A 15432-nucleotide genomic window follows, 5' to 3' on the forward strand; every position below is an offset into this window, starting at 1 on the left:
GATTTTCACAGTGCGCGCCGCAGCCCGCGGCCCGACAGCACCTCGGTCAGCTCGCCGCCCGCGAGCACCGGCACGCCCGCGACGAGCACATCGTCGATACCGACGGCCTCCCGCATCGGCTCGTCGTAGGTCGCGCGGTCGGCGATCGCGCGAGGATCCACGACGACGAGATCGCCGACGGCCCCGGGCTCGATCAGGCCACGGCGCCCCAGCCCGAATCGGGTCACGGCCCCGGTGGAGAGGTGCTGCGCAGCATCCACCCACGTCCACGTGCCGATCTCGCGCACATACTCGCGCAGATACCTGGCAAAAGTGCCCCGCGCACGCGGATGCGGGTGCGCGCCGATGAAGATGCCGTCGGAGCCGCCGAGGTGCGCGGGATGCGCGAAGATCCGCGCCAGCTCGCTGTTCGGTCGCGCGTTCTGCACGGCCATGACCATGTTCGCCTGCAGCCGACAGCGGCGCAACGCGTCGAGCGCGAAGTCGATCGCATCGACGCCGGCGTGCTCGGCCGCCTGCGCGATCGTCAGTCCGTGCGCACAGGCGAGCTCGGGCGCCGCGAGGTGCGCGAGCGTGATCATGTGGGGCCAGTCCGGCCCGAGGCTCGCATGCCGATCGACCTGCGGAAACCAGTCGCGCCGCAGCCGCTCTCGCTCGGCCGGGTCGCCGAGCACGGCCACGACCTCGTCGACCGGCCGCACCGACAGCTCATACGGCAGCAGGGGCATGCCAAGCAGGCTGCACCCGCGGATGTACGGGTACGCGTCGAAAGTCGCGTCGATATGGGATGCCGCAAGCCCGGCGAGCTGCGCAAGAACGATGTCGGCATCGGCATGGAAGTGCGAGACGTGCACCTTCAGGGCGGTGCCCGTGGCCGACTGCGCGCGCCGCGCGATCTGCGCGATCTCGTCGATGCCCGCGGCGGCGTTGGCTTCGTATCCGCCGCGCATGTGGCTCACGTAGACGCCACCGGCGCTCGCCACCGGCGCACACAGCGCTGCTATCTCGTCTGCGTTCTGGAAGATCCCGGGCACGTAGTCGAGCCCCGTCGAGAGCCCCACGGCGCCGGCGCTCAGCTCGCCTTCGACGAGTGCGCCCATGGCCGCACGCTGCGCGTCGTCGGCCGGCCCTTGTGCGCGTCCGCAGACCTCGAACCGCACCGTGCCGGCCGGCACCAGATACGCGGCGTTGAGCCGCGTCGCGCCGTCGACGGCCGCGAGCAGCTCGGCCGTGCCTCCGCCCGCGTACGAGGGGTGCGGACCGTTGATCGCCGCGAAGTACTCGCTCGCGTAGGCCCCGTCGCCGGGCGCGTACGAGACGCCGTCTTGCCCACAGACGACGGAGGTCACGCCCTGTCGCAGCAGTGCCCGCTGCACGTCGTCGTCGAAGATGCGGCCGTCCAGGTGCGCGTGCGTGTCCACGAAGCCGGGCATGACGAGACGGCCGGTGCAGTCGATGACACCGTCGGCCGGCCCGCAGACGGCGTCGCCGACCGCGGCGATGACTCCGCGGTCGGCGAGGACGTCGGCGCGCCGCTCGCCGGTCGCGTCGACCACCCGGCCGCCCCGCAGCAGCACCCGGCCATTGCCCATCAGAAGTACGTCCGCACGAGGTCGATGACCCGGCCCGACTCCCCGTCATCGACGACCGGCAGCACGCGCCACTTGTCGAATGCGGTGCACGGATGCGACAGCCCGAGCGCGACGACGGCGCCCACCGGAACGTCGGCGCGCAGGTAGCTGTGCTGGTCGTTCATCGCCGAGATGGTCGCGTCGTCGAGGAGGCGCCATGGCGCCCCGAGGTCGGATGCCGCGGCCCGCGGAATCGGCAGCCCCTCGTCGTACGGGAAGTCGCGCTTGCCGCCGTCGAGCAGCGCCAGCCCAGACTCGGGATGCGAGACCACGCGCGCGACGCCGCGCATCGCGGTGCGGAAGCGCGGGGCGTCGTCGGATGCGCGCCCCTCGTCGAACGGCGAGATCTGCCGGTAGAAGCCGTCGTCGTGCACGACGTACGCGCCCGAGCGCAGCACGCGGTGTGCGCCGGTCACGTCTGCGTACACCTCGGCTACCACGTCGAAGTAGGCGCTGCCGCCGGCGGTCAGGTACACGTCGCCCGGTCCGTACAGGTGCCGGATGCGCTCGTGCAGCTCGACCTGCTGCTGCAAGTAGGTGCGCACGGCGTTCAGCGCGGCATCCGTCCTCTCGTGAGCGAGGCTTCCCTCGTACCCCGCGACGCCCGCCAAGCGCAGCGCGGGGGTCGCGGCGACGCGCTCGGCGACGGCGACGGCCGCCTCGATCGTGCGGGCACCGGTGCGTCCGCCGTCGGCGCCCAGCTCGACGAGCACGTCTACCGGGCGCGAGGCGCCGCGCAGGCCGTGTGCCATCGCCTCGACGGTCTCGACCGAGTCGACCCAGCTGACGAACCGGAAGTCCGGGTCGGCCAGCTCGCTGGCGAGCCAGCGCAGCGAGCGTTCGTCGACGGCGGCGTTGGCGAGCTGGAGGGATGCCGCACCGAAGCTGCGCGCGGTGCGCACCTGTCCAATGGTCGCCAGGGTGATGCCGAGAGCCCCGGCGTCGATTTGCCGCTGCCACAGCGCGGGCGCCATCGTCGTCTTGCCGTGCGGCATGATCGCAAGGCCACGCTGGGCGCACCAACTCGCCATGGTCTCGACGTTGTGGCGCATCGCCGCGTCGTCGAGCACGATGAGCGGCGTCCAGAACTCGTCGAGCCGCGGCTGTGTCGCCAGAAACTCCGCGATCGTCATGCCCATCGCGCGCTCGGGGACGCCCTTGTCGCGGGCTGTGAGCACGGCGTCCACGGGTTGGGCCATCGGCGCGGTCATCACGACACCAGCTGCGCGAGTGCGGGCAGCTGCGCGGGGTCTTCGAGGGCCGAGCCGACGGCGACGACCTGCACGCCTGCGTTCAAGAAGGCGGGGGCGGATGCCGCATCCATGCCGCCGGTCGCCACGAACGTGGCCTGCGGGAACGGGCCGCGCATGGCGCCGAACCACCCGGTCCCCAGTAGCGACGCGGGGAACGCCTTGAGCCACGTCAGCCCTTCGGCGAGCGCACGCTGCACCTCTGTCGGTGTGGCGACGCCGGGCAACGCCGGCAGGCCCGCCTCGTGTGAAGCGCGCACGACGTCGACGTCGAAACCGGGGCTCACGGTGAAGGCGGCGCCGGCGTCTTTCGCCTGCCGCACCTGCTCGGTGGTGACGACCGTGCCCGCGCCGACCTGCAGGCCGCGGGATGCCGCGGCCTCGGCCACGACGCGGAGCGACTCGACGTCGGCGGAGGTCTGCACGGTCACCTCGACGGCGGTGATGCCGAGATCCCACGCCGTGGTCGCGACGGCGAGGCTGCGCTCGACGCCCATGCCGCGCAGGATCGCCATGAGGCGCACGTCTCCGAAGATCTCGTGGAATGCGGAGTTGTCGGTCATCATGGGCCTTTCAGGAGAGGGGTTCGTCGACGAGGTCGCTCGACGACCGGAGGACGAGGCAGGCGCGGGCGTGCCCGGCGGCCAGCCGCCCGGTGGCGTCGGCGTCGGCGATGAGGGCGGCCAGATACCCGGCGGCGAATGCATCGCCCGCGCCGACCGGCTCGACGACCTCGGTCGTGGTCGCCGGCACGAAAGTGACGACGTCTACCGGTTCGCCAGGTGCGGCGGCCTCGCGATCTGTGGTCGGGGCGGCGGCAGCCCGCGCATACTCGGTCGCGCCGACGTCGCCGTCCTTCACGACGAGCCGCGCCGGCTCAGGAAGCAGACGACGCACATCGTCGGGCGTCTCGCAGCCCCACACGGCGTGCGCCTCGTCGAGCCCGACGAACACGAGGTCGGCGCGGCGCGCGAGTGCCTGCAGCGCGGGTGCGGCTCGGCCTGACGCCCACAGCGCGGCACGGTGATTGACGTCGAAACTCAGCAGCGCCGGGCTTGCGGCGACCCGATCGATGACGGTGTCGACGAGCACCGCGCACGTCGGCGAGAGGGCGGGAGTGATGCCCGACACATGTACGACCACAGCCTGCTCGAGCGGCACGCCGGCGAGCGCTTCGGCTCCCATCTGCGAGGCGGCCGAGCCGCGGCGATAGTAGAGCACGCCGCGGCCGGGATCCTTGAAGTAGACGCCGGTCGGGGCATCCGGCACCGTCCGCACCCAGCGCACGTCGACCCCATGCCGCGCGACGGCGTCGCGGACCCGGTCGCCGAGCACGTCGGCGCCGACCGCGCTCACCCACGCGCTGTCGACGCCGAGCGCCGTCGCGTGGATGGCGACGTTCGATTCGGCTCCGCCGACGTGCAGCCGGAGCGAGTCGGCGGTCGCCAGGTGCTCAGCATGCGCGGGCGTGAGCATCACCATGGATTCGCCCAGGGTGATCAACCGGGGGGTGGATGCTGCGGAGTGGGTGACCGCGCGGGTCATGGGTGTTCCTCGTGTTCGATGCGTGTCGCGGACTCGACCTGGCCAAAGTAACGCAGAATGAACATAATGTCTATCAGCGAGACATTTCGTATGCATGAGTGAGGAGAGGCCGTGACCGCGACCTATGAGAGCGCCGACGAGGTGCTCGCGGCCTACCGCCCCGTGATGCACGCGATCGCGGCGGCGGGCGGACCGTCCTGCGAGGTCGTGCTGCACAACCTCGACGGCGCCGACGTCGACCTGCGGCACACGATCATGGCCATCGAGAACGGGCACGTGACCGGCCGCGCGGTGGGCGGGCCGTCGACGAGCCTCGGCCTGAACGTCGTGAAGAACCGCCACGACGACCACGACGCGTTCGGATACCGGGGCTTCACCGCCGACGGCCGCGAGCTGCGCTGCTCGAGCGTGTACTTCCGTAACGGGGGCGGCGACATCGTGGCGTCGCTGTGCATCAACCTCGATCTGTCGGCGATGCAGCAGGCGCGCACACTGCTGGATGCCCTGCTGCCCACTCCCGAGCCCGAGACGCCCACCCCACCCGACGAGCACATCGGGCGCGACCTCGTCTCTGTCATGGACGCGATGATCGGCGAGGCCATCGCCGACGTCGGCCGCCCGGTCGCACAGATGAGCCGCGACGACAAGATCGGCGTGCTGCAACGGCTCGATGCCAGTGGTGCGACGCAGATGCGCAAGTCGGTGGAGACCATCGCTGTGCGGCTGGGGATCTCGCGAGTCACCGCATATGCCTATCTCGATGAGGCGCGCCGCGCAGGGGTGTGAGCCCCTCACCAGTTGATGACTCAGGAACATCAACTGGTGAGCGCAACGGGAAGGGGTGCGACGGGCCCGATCGCGACGGGCGCGGGCCGCGGCATCCACTCGTCCTTCGCTACTGTGAATCGCATGGGGGAACGCCGACCGCTGTACGTCGAGATCCTCATCCGGGCCCCCATGGAGCGGGTCTGGGAGCTCACCCAGAACACCGATCAACACCCGCGCTGGGACGCCCGGTTCTCGGCGATCATCCCGACGGGACTGCGGGATGACGGGGCCCAGACGTTTCGGTACGAGCTCGACCTCGGCATCCACACCATCCGCGGCACCGGTGTGTCGCTCGGCGAGAAGGCGCAGGCGGGCGGCGCGCGCACCTCGGCGTTACTGTTCGACACGGACGACCGACTCTCGCCGCTCGGCCAGGGCCGCGGCTACTGGCGCTATGTGCCGCACCCGGAGGGCGTGCGCTTCATCACCGGGTACGACTACGAACCCGGGTACGGGGCGATCGGGCGCGTGCTCGACCGGCTCATCATCCGGCGCATCGTCTGGCGCATGACCGCGTGGAGTTTCGACCGGCTGCGCCTGTGGGCCGAAGGCGCAACCGAGCCCGAGCGCATCCGGTGGTGGAGGTTCGGCGGGCCGCGGGCGCGGGCCCGCAACTGCCTGTCGGCGCCCGCGGGACGTTCGACGCGGCACGTGATGGGCGAAGCCCCGGAGACCCTGGCGCGAATCGAGAACCATGACTGACGGGCAGAGCCCCGGCGTGTTCGCGCGCGGCATCGGTGCCGACTTCGACAAGCTGCACCCCATGATGCAGAAGCGCTTCGGCGTGAGCGTCGCGAACGGGCGGGCGTGCGTCGGCACCGGCGTGATGCATGAGATCCGGCGCAGTCCGTGGTGGGCGCGACCCTTTCTGCTGCTGGGCGCAACCCGCAACATCCTGTTCCCGGAATCGGGGTCGGAGGTGCCGTTCCGCATCGACAACTACCCGTACATCGACGACTTCGGCCGCGAGACGGTCACCTTCATCCGCACGATGCACGTGGGGCCGGGGCGGCGGCGGCGCTTCGACGCCACCATGATCTACAGCGAGCGCCGTGGCTGCGTGGTCGACTACCTCGGCACCCACCAGCATCTGCCTGTCGATCTCGACCTGTCGGTGACCGAACGCGGCGGCCTGCGCCTGATCTCGGGCGAGCAACGGTTCTACGAAGGGCCGATCGCGTTCCGGTTCCCGCTGCTGTTCAGCGGCCGTGCCCATCTCACCGAGCACTACGACGACGAGCGCGGGTCCTACGTGATCGATCTCGCGGTGCGCAATCGGATCGTGGGCCTGCTGTTCGGCTACCGCGGGGAGTTCACCTGCGAGTTCCCGGATGCCGCAGCCATGCCGGTCTCGCTGAAGCCCTACCGCGAGGAGCGACGGGAATGACCACCCCTGCCGGACGGTCGGTGTTCTTCGCGGCGCTCGGCCCCGACGCATCACGCCTGTGCCCCGAGTGCCGCGACTACGCGGCCGGGCCCACAGACCGTGTCATCGGTGAAGGCGTGTTCGAGGTCGTCGGCAGCCGGTTCGGCCGGCTCGGGCTGCTGATGCGGCCCTTCGTCGGACCACGTCTGCTCATGACCGCGCACGGGCGCGACGTGCCGTTCCGCGTCGAGAACCGCCTCGTCGAGACCGCCGGCGGCGTGACCGAGTTGCGTGCGACGCGCACCGTGCACTTCCCGTCGGGCGACCAGGAGTTCGTCGATCTGCTGCGGGTAGGCGATGAGCCCGGCACGCTGATCAATGTGCTCGGCGACGCGCGCCGCGTGGAGCTTCTGCTGCGCGTCTCGGTAACCGCAGAAGGGCACCTGCGCCTGCATTCCGAGCGCGCGTGGCTGCGCCTCGGCGGGCTGCGCATCCCGGCGCCGCGTCTCCTCGCCGTGCGGGTTGAGGTGATCGACGGCTTCGACGAGAGCACGGGCCGGCAGACCGTCGCCGCCCGCGCGGTGAACCCGTTGCTGGGCACGGTGCTGGTGTACCGCGGCTCGTTCCTCTGGCGGCGGGAGCCGTAGCGACCACGACAGCACGATGAAGAATGTCGCCGCGCACCTCGGGCTGGCGGTCGTCGACATCGTCGAGGCGTTGCCGTCGTCAGCGTGACGACACTCCTGGCGGAGCGCGCCGTCACCCGCGCGCCGCTGGTCCCGGCGACGGCGCAGGCACGGGCCCTGGTTGCGGGCGCGGCGCCGGCGCCGCGCGCCTCGCGCCCTGGCTCTTCGAGGGCGCCGGCGGCGTGACCCGCGTCGCGTCGTATTCGACCGCTGTGACCGAAGTCGCGCCGCGCAGCTCGCCGAGCACCGAACGCATGCGGGTCGCACGAGGGTCGGCCGCGGCATCCACCATCTTCGCGGTCGCGACGTAGGCGGTCAGGTGATGCGCGGCATCGGTGAGGTCGCCCAGCTGTGCGCCCGGCGTGCCCGCCCGCTCGACGACCATGCTGCCCTCGCCGCCGACGCGTGCGTCGGATCCGCCGCCGGCCAGACTCTGCACGAGGTCGTCGGTGTGCCGCAGCTGCACGCTGAGCGTCTCGTCGCCGACGGCCGCCTCGGTCGGCGAGCCGGCCGTCACCAGCAGCGGAACCTCGTACCCGCCCTGCACCGTGAGCCAGTCGGCGATCAGCCCGCCTTGAGAGTGTCCGAACAGGTAGACCCGCGCGCCGGCGGGAACCCCCGCATCGTCCATCGCCGCCCGCACGGCCTCGTACGCCGCCGAATCCTGCCCGAAGTACATCTGCAGGTTCGAGGCCATATCCCACGGGTCGCTCCCGTCGCCGAGCGGCGAGAAGTCGCGCGTTCCCGCGAGATACACGGCGTACCGGTCGGTGCCGTCGGGCATGACGTACGTCTCGATGCGCACGCGTGCGTCGTCCTGCGGAATACGCCCCAGCGCGCCGGCGAGGTCGTCGGGTGCCGTCACCCCACTCGACGCCGCCGTCCGGCGCACGCGTGCCGCGGCGCCACCGGGCACCAGCCGCGAGCCCGGCGCGATGGTGCCGGCGTGCAGCAGCCGGATCAGCGCCTGCGCGCCCTGCGCGGCTTCTGGCAAGGCACCTGCAACCCCCATCAGCGCGAGCGCCGCCAGCGGCGACACCACCGTGGCCATCGCCGCAGCCGTGGGAATGCCGAGGTTGTCGCTGTCGGTCAGTTCGGCTCCCACCTCGCGATCGCGTACGGCCGAGGCCTTGTCGGCTGCGTGCACGGCCTCGGGATGCTGCGCCCCGAACGCCAGCAACATCGCCGCCGCTCCCGCGACCTGCCCGGGGCCGGCGCGCATCCCGGCGCGGGCGCGCAGCTCGATCACCTCGTAGGTCTCAGCGGCCGCCTGCAGATCGGTCGCGATGGCGTCGAGATCGTCGAGCTGCTCGTCGGCGATCCACGCCGACTGCGCGATCTCATACGCCGTGGTCCGCACCGGGCCGCCGGCAGCGCCCAGCGCATCCATCCGGCGCCCTGCCTCGCCCAGCGTGTCGCGCACGTCGCTCACGCGGGTCGACAGCACCCGACATCGGGCGGCGGCCGCGTGCAGCGTCTGCGTGTCGACGGCCACCACCCCACCATCGCGGATGTCGATGTCATCGCTCATCCCCCGACTCCGGCGAGGGATGCCGCGCGCCCCGCCCGCGCGACACGCAGACTCTCATGCTCATCGGCGACCCGCGCCGCCAACTGCGCCATCGTGTCGTCCCACGCGTCGAGGCGCCTTCGGAACCGGCGCATCGTGTCGCATTCCCACGCCGTCGCATCGGCGATCGCGACGCCTTCGGCACGCATCGCCGGCATCGCCTCGACCACATCCCAGAGCGCCGCCAGCGCGGCATCCAACGTCGTCAGCACGGGGTCCATGCCTTCGAGACTGACAGCGGCCGCGGCATCCCGAACCGGCCGCTCCCAGATCTGTGGACAACTCGCGCCGATGCCCGCGATGGGGAGGAACCGGTGCGAAATGCCGGCTGCGGCATCCCGACTCACCAGAATGGAAACATGACCAGTGGTTCCGCACCGTTCCGGGTGGTGTTCGTCTGCACCGGGAACATCTGCCGTTCGCCGATGGCCGAGGTGGTGTTCCGCTGGTTCGCCGACTCCGTCGGGCTCGGCGACCGTGTGGTGTCATCGAGCGCGGGCACCGGCGACTGGCACGTGGGTGAACGCGCCGACCGGCGCACCCTGGCGGCGCTGCAACGGCACGACTTCGACGCGTCCACCCACCGCGCGCGCCAGTTCTCATACCGCGACTTCGATGACAACGACCTCGTCGTCGCGCTCGACACCGGCCATGAGCGTGTGCTGCGCGAGTGGGCGCGCGACGAGGAGGACGAGGCGAAGATAGCGCTCCTGCTCTCGTTCGATCCGAACGCGCACGGGGGGCTCGATGTGCCCGACCCCTACTATGCGGCTCCCGAGATGTTCGACGACGTGCTCGGTATGATCGAGAGTGCGTGCCGGGCGCTCTTCCGGCAACTCGAACCCGCGATCCGTGCCACCGATTGAGCGTGGCGCGCCGGCCGGACGGGAGACCCGTGACCACTCTGCCCCCTCAGCCCCTGAGCCCCCTCGACGGCCGTTACCGCGACGCCGTCGCCGGCCTTGCCGAGCACCTGTCGGAAGCGGGGCTGAACCGCGCCCGCGTCGAGGTCGAGGTCGAGTGGCTGATCACGCTCACCGACCGTTCGCTGTTCGGCACGACGCCGCTGGCGGATGCCGACAAGCAGCGCCTGCGCGCACTCTACGAGGACTTCGGCCAGGACGAGATCGACTGGCTCGCCGCGAAGGAGGCGGTCACGCGCCACGATGTGAAGGCCGTCGAGTACGTTGTGCGCGACCGCCTGTCGGCTCTCGGACTCGACGCGGTCGCCGAGCTCACGCACTTCGCCTGCACCAGTGAAGACATCAACTCGGCCTCGTACGCCCTGACCGTGCAGCGCGCCGTCACCGGCGTCTGGCTGCCGAAGCTGCGCGAGGTCGTCGCCCGACTGCGCGGCCTCGCGGTCGAGCACGCCGATGCCCCGATGCTCTCGCGCACGCACGGGCAGCCGGCCACGCCCTCGACCATGGGCAAAGAGCTGGCCGTGTTCGCGTGGCGCCTCGAGCGCGTCGTCGCGCAGATCGAGGACGGCGAGTACCTCGCAAAGTTCTCCGGCGCGACCGGCACCTGGTCGGCGCACCTGGCGGCCGAGCCGTCCGTCGACTGGCAGGCGCTGTCGAAGGGCTTCATCGAGGGGCTCGGCATCGGGTTCAATCCCCTGACCACCCAGATCGAATCGCACGACTGGCAGGTCGAGCTGTACGACCGCGCGCGGCATGCCGGCGGCATCCTGCACAACCTGGCGACGGATGCCTGGACGTACATCTCGCTCGGATTCTTCGCGCAGATCCCGGTGGCGGGGGCGACGGGCTCGTCGACGATGCCGCACAAGATCAACCCGATCCGCTTCGAGAACGCCGAGGCGAACCTCGAGATCTCGGGCGGGCTGTTCGCGACGCTCGCCGCGACGCTCGTGACCTCGCGCATGCAGCGCGACCTCACCGATTCGACGACGCAGCGCAACATCGGCGTGGCGTTCGGGCACTCGCTGCTCGCACTCGACAACCTGCTGCGCGGGCTCGACACCATCTCGCTCTCGCGCGACGTGCTGCTGGCCGATCTCGACGCGAATTGGGAGGTGCTGGCCGAGGCGATCCAAACCGTGGTGCGCGGCGAGATCGCAGCCGGCAACTCGTCGATCACCGACCCGTACGCGCTGCTGAAAGATCTCACCCGCGGGCACCGCGTCGGGGCGGAGCAGCTCGCGGAGTTCGTGCAGGGCTTGGATATCTCGGATGCCGCGAAGCAGCGCCTGCTCGCGCTCACGCCCGCGAGCTACACGGGCGTCGCCGAGCAGCTCGCGCGGGGCTAGGTTTCGGCGCGGCTTTGGGTCGTTGAGCGGCGACCGGCGCCACCGCGCACGCTCGGCGACCGGGGTCAGCGACCGGGCTGAGACCCGTCCTCGCTCTTAGCCTCGCCGTCGACCGGCTTCGCCCCAGCATCCCGGCCCGCGGCATCCCGGCCCGCGGCATCCCGCGCCGCAGTCTCATGCTCGACGGCCTGATCCCGCGCGATGAGCACGGGCTTGTCGACCGGGTGCGCGATCTGCTCGGGCTGCACGGCGAGCAGCAGCAGCGATATGACGACCACCGTGACGATGAACGTGATGCCCGCGACGATGCCGCCCACGACGAGCGCGTGGCCCGCCTCGCCGGGGTAACGCTTCTGGAAGAAACCCATCGACACAAGGGTGACGACACCCGCGAACAGCGCGGCGATGACGGCGAGCCCGATCAGCTGCGCGGGCTTCATCAGGTCACGACGGGTGGGGCGCTGGTCGCTCACGCGGCACCTCCGGATTGCTCATCGGACACGGCCGCAACCGCGTCCTTTCGGGGAGAGAAGCCGGCGATCCCCAGGTACACGGCGACGATCGCGGCGTATGCGCCGAAGATCCCGACGCCGATGGTGATGCCGGTGAGGGTGAAAGACTTGTGCGCCTCGGCGATCGTGTAGTTCAGCGCGTAGCCGGCCGGCACGCACAGCAACGCGATCGCGAGCACGATACCGAGAGCGCCGATGAAGATCGCGTCGCGCGCTTCGGAACGGGTGGATGCCGCGTCGGCACGCCGATCGCGCAGCCCGATGATGCCCTCGACCAGGCCGATGAGCACCGCCCAGACGGCGATCAGCACGAAGAACGTCGTGTCGGTGCGCAGCGTCGCGACTCCCGCGACCATGCCGGCGACGAGGTCGATAGCGCCCAGCAGCACAATGCGGCCGCGGCGTCCGGACGGGTAAACGATCCATGCGGCGGCGATCATGATGAACGCGCTGAGGATCGCGAACCCACTGAACACCGACAGACCGAGCGCGGCGGAGTGGTCGGTCGAGAACGTGATCATCGCGGCGGCGATCGCGGCCACGATGGCACGCGCTATCTGCAGGTGGCGCACCTCGAACGGGCGGCGCGCGGCGGAGGCAGATGACACGGCGGATCCTCGAGGGAAGGGGCTCGCAGAGCGCGAGACGGACGCCTCCAGTCTAAGTCGTGCGGCGCGGCCGGGATTCAGCGATGCTTCAGGTGCGATCACCCGAGCGCGTGCTCGAGATCGGCGACGAGGTCGCCGGCGTCTTCGAGGCCGATCGACAGCCGCACGATGTCAGCACCCGGGCGCGCCTCGGGGGCGACATGCCGGTGGCTGATGGCAGCGGGATGCTGCACGAGCGAATCCACTCCGCCCAGCGACACCGCGTGCGTGAAGATCCGCAGACGCGAGGTGAACCGCTCGGCCGCGTCGTATCCGCCGCGCAGGCCGATCGAGACCATGGCGCCCGGCCCGCGCAGCTGCGTGCCGAGGATGCCGGTGGTGTCGTCATCGGGGTAGTACACGTGCGAGACAGCGGGATGCCGCCGCAAGAACGCCGCCACGACGCGGGCGTTCTCCTGCTGGGCGCGCATGCGCACCGGCAGCGTGGCAAGGCCGCGGTGCAGGAGGTACCCCGCGAGCGGATGCAGCACAGACCCGGTCGCCGTGCGCACCTTGCGCAGTGCGATGGCCGTCTCGGCGTCGCACGCGATGGCCCCGGCGATCACGTCACCGTGCCCGCCGATGTACTTGGTCGCGCTGTGGAGGGCGAGCCGCGCGCCGTGCGCGAGCGGATTCTGCAGCACGGGAGTTGCGAACGTGTTGTCGACGAGCACCGGAACGTCGCCTGCCTGCGCGACGACCGCCGCGATGTCGACGAGGTCGAGGGTGGGGTTGGCCGGGGTCTCCATGATGACCAGACCCGTATCGGGCCGGATCTCGTCGGCCACGGCATCCATTCCGCAGAACGTGTGCTCGACGCCCAGCAGCTCCCCCGCCAGCAGCGAGTCGGTGCCGCCGTACAGCGGTCGCACGCCGAGGACGTGCCGATTGTCGGTCGCCGCGCACAGCGCGAGCACCGCGGCGGTGACCGCGGCCATGCCCGACGCGAACGCGACAGCCTCGTCCGCGCCTTCGAGTGCGGCGAGCGCCTGCTCGAAGCGGGCGACCGTGGGATTCCAGAGGCGGCCGTAGACGTTGCTGCCGCCTTCGGGCGGGCGACGGCCGCCGGTGAGCGCCTCGTACGAGTCGCCGCCGCGCTCGATGTCGGGCAGTGGATTGGTCGACGACAGGTCGATTGGCAGCGCGTGCACGCCGAGCTCAGCGAGCCCCTCGCGCCCCGCGTGCACGGCCACGGTGTCGGGGTGGAGGTCGGGCTCGCTCATGCCCCCACGATATCGAGGGGTGGATGCCGCGGCCCGCCGCCCTCGTCACACCATGACACCCGGCATCCCGGCCCGCCTGCCCGGCCCCGCCTCGCTCCGCACCCCCAGCCGTCCGCGCCCTCGCCCCCACCCCGAGAACACGGTCGTGCACGCTTTTTCCGCGCAGAACTGTGCACAGGCGTGATCTCGCGGAATCTGCGGGTGCGCATGCGCGGACACACCGGCCTACCATCGAGGCATGCGCATCTTCCTCGCCGGGGCGTCCGGCGTGATCGGGCGGCGACTGGTGCCGCTTCTTCGGGTCGCCGGTCATGAGGTCGCGGGCCTCACCCGCACCCGCGAGAACGCCGCGGTCATCGAAGAGCTCGGTGCAAGCCCGGTCGTGTGCGATGTGTACGACGCGGCTGCGCTGACGCGTGCGGTCGCCGAGTTCCAACCCGATGTCATGCTCCACGAGCTGACGGATCTTCCCGACGACGCCGCGCAGATCGAGGAGTTCCGCGAGAGGCACGCCCGCATCCGCATCGAGGGCACGCACAATCTACTCGCCGCGGCCCGTGCCGCCGCAACGCAGCGCGTGCTCGCGCAGAGCGTGGCATGGCCGATGCCCGCCGGCCCCGGACACGACTCGGTCGCCGAGCTCGAGCGATCGGTACTGGCCGCCCGTGGCGTCGTGCTGCGCTACGGACAGTTCTACGGCGAGGGCACCTACCATCCCGACACGGTCCCGGCCGAGCCACGCATCCAGATCGACCGCGCCGCCGAACAGACCGTCGACGCCCTGACCGAGCCCGCCGGTGTGCTCGAGCTCACCGACGAGGGCACGCGCCGCCTCGCGGCATCCACCGACTGAAAGAGGACGAGATGTACGGAGCGGTCATCCACGCACCGGGCGATGTGCGCTACGAAGAGCGCCCCGACCCGACGATCGAGCAGCCGACCGACGCGGTGATCCGCATGGTCGCGACGTGCGTCTGCGGGTCCGACCTGTGGACGTACCGCGGCCTGAACCCGATCAAACGCCCGCTGCACATGGGGCACGAGTACGTCGGCATCGTCGAGGAGATCGGCGCGGACGTGCAGACGCTGGCGCCCGGCGACTTCGTCATCGGCTCGTTCATGGCCTCCGACGGCACGTGTGAGATCTGCCGGGCCGGCTATCCGTCGCGCTGCGTGAACGTCGTGCCGATGGGGATGCTGGGGGCCCAAGCCGAGCGACTGCGCGTTCCGTGGGCCGACGGCACGCTCGTGGCCACACCGGGCGAACCCGACGCCGAGCTTATCCCGTCGCTGCTGGCCGCGTCTGATGTGCTGGGCACCGGCTGGTTCGCGGCCGAGGCGGCCGCCGTCGAGCCGGGCAAGACCGTGGTCGTGGTCGGCGACGGCGCGGTCGGGCTGCTCGGGGTTCTTGCGGCGAAGGCGCGCGGCGCCGAGCGCATCGTCGCGATGAGCCGGCATGCCGACCGGCAGCAGCTCGCGCAGCGTTTCGGCGCCACCGACATCGTGACCGAGCGCGGTGACGAGGGCGTCGCACGCATCAAGGACCTGACGAACGGCCTCGGGGCGCACAGCGTCATCGAAGCCGTCGGCACGCAGGAGTCGATGCTGCAGGCGATCCGATCGACGCGCCCCGGCGGGCATGTGGGCTTCGTCGGCGTCTCGCACGGGGTGTCGCTACCGGGCGATCTGCTCTTCTCCAGCGAGGTGCACCTGTTCGGCGGACCGGCGCCCGTCCGCCGCGACCTGCCCGACCTCATCGACCGCATCTGGCACCGCGAGATCGACCCCGGGCTCGTCTTCGACCTGACGCTGCCGCTGTCAGAGGTCGCCGAGGGCTACCGCGCCATGGACGAGCGGCGCGCGATCAAGACCCTGCTGATGCCGTAGCGGGTGGATGCCGCG

General features: G+C 71.0%; 17 protein-coding genes. 8 read left to right on the top strand and 9 right to left on the bottom strand.

Features of this window, described 5'->3' with window-relative positions; genetic code table 11:
* Window positions 1–5 precede the first annotated feature (5 nt).
* Genes PU630_RS16600 through PU630_RS16615 form a run of 4 tightly spaced genes read right to left on the bottom strand, consistent with a single transcriptional unit; the run spans window position 6 to window position 4426 of the window.
* On the bottom strand, window positions 6–1592 hold the full coding sequence (locus PU630_RS16600; protein ID WP_275278165.1) for an N-acyl-D-amino-acid deacylase family protein: 1587 nt from the start codon (window positions 1590–1592) through the stop codon (window positions 6–8).
* Entirely contained in the window at window positions 1592–2842 is a 1251-nt protein-coding gene (locus PU630_RS16605) for an alanine racemase (protein WP_275278166.1), read from the bottom strand. The genes PU630_RS16600 and PU630_RS16605 overlap by 1 nt, the downstream gene beginning before the upstream one ends.
* Complete coding sequence (locus tag PU630_RS16610; protein WP_275278167.1) at window positions 2842–3444, bottom strand: bifunctional 4-hydroxy-2-oxoglutarate aldolase/2-dehydro-3-deoxy-phosphogluconate aldolase; 603 nt, start codon at window positions 3442–3444, stop codon at window positions 2842–2844. The genes PU630_RS16605 and PU630_RS16610 overlap by 1 nt, the downstream gene beginning before the upstream one ends.
* Before the next feature lie 10 nt (window positions 3445–3454).
* On the bottom strand, window positions 3455–4426 hold the full coding sequence (locus tag PU630_RS16615; RefSeq protein ID WP_275278168.1) for a sugar kinase: 972 nt from the start codon (window positions 4424–4426) through the stop codon (window positions 3455–3457).
* Window positions 4427–4537: 111 nt separating this feature from the next.
* On the opposite strand from PU630_RS16615, the gene PU630_RS16620 reads away from it, so the two are divergent.
* The 4 genes from PU630_RS16620 (at window position 4538) to PU630_RS16635 (ending at window position 7267) form a co-directional block, all read left to right on the top strand.
* Window positions 4538–5212 carry a helix-turn-helix transcriptional regulator gene (locus tag PU630_RS16620; protein WP_275278169.1) on the top strand — a complete coding sequence of 225 codons (675 nt, stop codon included), beginning with the start codon at window positions 4538–4540 and terminating at the stop codon, window positions 5210–5212.
* 123 nt (window positions 5213–5335) lie between these two features.
* Window positions 5336–5956, top strand: a complete 621-nt coding sequence (locus tag PU630_RS16625) for an SRPBCC family protein (protein ID WP_275278170.1) — start codon at window positions 5336–5338, stop codon at window positions 5954–5956.
* The gene (locus PU630_RS16630) at window positions 5949–6641 is read left to right on the top strand and encodes a DUF4166 domain-containing protein (protein WP_275278171.1); all 693 of its coding nucleotides are present in this window, start codon (window positions 5949–5951) and stop codon (window positions 6639–6641) included. The genes PU630_RS16625 and PU630_RS16630 overlap by 8 nt, the downstream gene beginning before the upstream one ends.
* Window positions 6638–7267: a DUF4166 domain-containing protein gene (locus PU630_RS16635; protein WP_275278172.1), complete on the top strand. Its 630-nt coding sequence runs from the start codon at window positions 6638–6640 to the stop codon at window positions 7265–7267. Before PU630_RS16630 ends, PU630_RS16635 begins: the two co-directional genes overlap by 4 nt.
* A gap of 112 nt (window positions 7268–7379) precedes the next feature.
* Here PU630_RS16635 and PU630_RS16640 read toward each other — a convergent pair whose 3' ends face one another.
* On the bottom strand, window positions 7380–8837 hold the full coding sequence (locus PU630_RS16640; RefSeq protein ID WP_275278173.1) for a hypothetical protein: 1458 nt from the start codon (window positions 8835–8837) through the stop codon (window positions 7380–7382).
* Complete coding sequence (locus PU630_RS16645; protein WP_275278174.1) at window positions 8834–9223, bottom strand: hypothetical protein; 390 nt, start codon at window positions 9221–9223, stop codon at window positions 8834–8836. Before PU630_RS16645 ends, PU630_RS16640 begins: the two co-directional genes overlap by 4 nt.
* Before the next feature lie 12 nt (window positions 9224–9235).
* Here PU630_RS16645 and PU630_RS16650 point away from each other — a divergent pair, with 12 nt between their 5' ends.
* The gene (locus PU630_RS16650) at window positions 9236–9742 is read left to right on the top strand and encodes a low molecular weight protein-tyrosine-phosphatase (protein ID WP_275278175.1); all 507 of its coding nucleotides are present in this window, start codon (window positions 9236–9238) and stop codon (window positions 9740–9742) included.
* A gap of 29 nt (window positions 9743–9771) precedes the next feature.
* On the top strand, window positions 9772–11148 hold the full coding sequence (purB, locus tag PU630_RS16655; protein WP_275278176.1) for an adenylosuccinate lyase: 1377 nt from the start codon (window positions 9772–9774) through the stop codon (window positions 11146–11148).
* A gap of 65 nt (window positions 11149–11213) precedes the next feature.
* On the opposite strand, the gene PU630_RS16660 is transcribed toward purB, so the two are convergent.
* The 3 genes from PU630_RS16660 to PU630_RS16670 form a co-directional block, all read right to left on the bottom strand.
* On the bottom strand, window positions 11214–11621 hold the full coding sequence (locus PU630_RS16660; protein ID WP_275278177.1) for an amino acid transporter: 408 nt from the start codon (window positions 11619–11621) through the stop codon (window positions 11214–11216).
* Window positions 11618–12268: an acyl-CoA synthetase gene (locus tag PU630_RS16665; protein WP_275278178.1), complete on the bottom strand. Its 651-nt coding sequence runs from the start codon at window positions 12266–12268 to the stop codon at window positions 11618–11620. Before PU630_RS16665 ends, PU630_RS16660 begins: the two co-directional genes overlap by 4 nt.
* Window positions 12269–12366: 98 nt before the next feature.
* Window positions 12367–13530 carry a trans-sulfuration enzyme family protein gene (locus PU630_RS16670; RefSeq protein ID WP_275278179.1) on the bottom strand — a complete coding sequence of 388 codons (1164 nt, stop codon included), beginning with the start codon at window positions 13528–13530 and terminating at the stop codon, window positions 12367–12369.
* A 238-nt stretch (window positions 13531–13768) separates the two neighbouring features.
* Here PU630_RS16670 and PU630_RS16675 point away from each other — a divergent pair, with 238 nt between their 5' ends.
* Both PU630_RS16675 and PU630_RS16680 read left to right on the top strand, forming a co-directional pair.
* Window positions 13769–14383: an NAD-dependent epimerase/dehydratase family protein gene (locus PU630_RS16675; protein ID WP_275278180.1), complete on the top strand. Its 615-nt coding sequence runs from the start codon at window positions 13769–13771 to the stop codon at window positions 14381–14383.
* 11 nt (window positions 14384–14394) lie between these two features.
* Window positions 14395–15417, top strand: a complete 1023-nt coding sequence (locus PU630_RS16680; protein ID WP_275278181.1) for a zinc-dependent alcohol dehydrogenase family protein — start codon at window positions 14395–14397, stop codon at window positions 15415–15417.
* The last annotated feature ends 15 nt before the right edge of the window (window positions 15418–15432 follow it).

It is taken from the genome of Microbacterium horticulturae, assembly GCF_029094505.1.
GTDB lineage: Bacteria > Actinomycetota > Actinomycetes > Actinomycetales > Microbacteriaceae > Microbacterium > Microbacterium horticulturae.

What these genes read in the sequence shown, in the direction of transcription:
- PU630_RS16600 (WP_275278165.1), bottom strand. Translation starts at nt 1,592, where the DNA reads ATGGGCAATGGCCGGGTGCTGCTGCGGGGCGGCCGGGTGGTCGACGCG.
- PU630_RS16605 (WP_275278166.1), bottom strand. Translation starts at nt 2,842, where the DNA reads ATGACCGCGCCGATGGCCCAACCCGTGGACGCCGTGCTCACAGCCCGC.
- PU630_RS16610 (WP_275278167.1), bottom strand. Translation starts at nt 3,444, where the DNA reads ATGACCGACAACTCCGCATTCCACGAGATCTTCGGAGACGTGCGCCTC.
- PU630_RS16615 (WP_275278168.1), bottom strand. Translation starts at nt 4,426, where the DNA reads ATGACCCGCGCGGTCACCCACTCCGCAGCATCCACCCCCCGGTTGATC.
- PU630_RS16625 (WP_275278170.1), top strand. Translation starts at nt 5,336, where the DNA reads ATGGGGGAACGCCGACCGCTGTACGTCGAGATCCTCATCCGGGCCCCC.
- PU630_RS16630 (WP_275278171.1), top strand. Translation starts at nt 5,949, where the DNA reads ATGACTGACGGGCAGAGCCCCGGCGTGTTCGCGCGCGGCATCGGTGCC.
- PU630_RS16635 (WP_275278172.1), top strand. Translation starts at nt 6,638, where the DNA reads ATGACCACCCCTGCCGGACGGTCGGTGTTCTTCGCGGCGCTCGGCCCC.
- PU630_RS16640 (WP_275278173.1), bottom strand. Translation starts at nt 8,837, where the DNA reads ATGAGCGATGACATCGACATCCGCGATGGTGGGGTGGTGGCCGTCGAC.
- PU630_RS16650 (WP_275278175.1), top strand. Translation starts at nt 9,236, where the DNA reads ATGACCAGTGGTTCCGCACCGTTCCGGGTGGTGTTCGTCTGCACCGGG.
- PU630_RS16670 (WP_275278179.1), bottom strand. Translation starts at nt 13,530, where the DNA reads ATGAGCGAGCCCGACCTCCACCCCGACACCGTGGCCGTGCACGCGGGG.
- PU630_RS16675 (WP_275278180.1), top strand. Translation starts at nt 13,769, where the DNA reads ATGCGCATCTTCCTCGCCGGGGCGTCCGGCGTGATCGGGCGGCGACTG.
- PU630_RS16680 (WP_275278181.1), top strand. Translation starts at nt 14,395, where the DNA reads ATGTACGGAGCGGTCATCCACGCACCGGGCGATGTGCGCTACGAAGAG.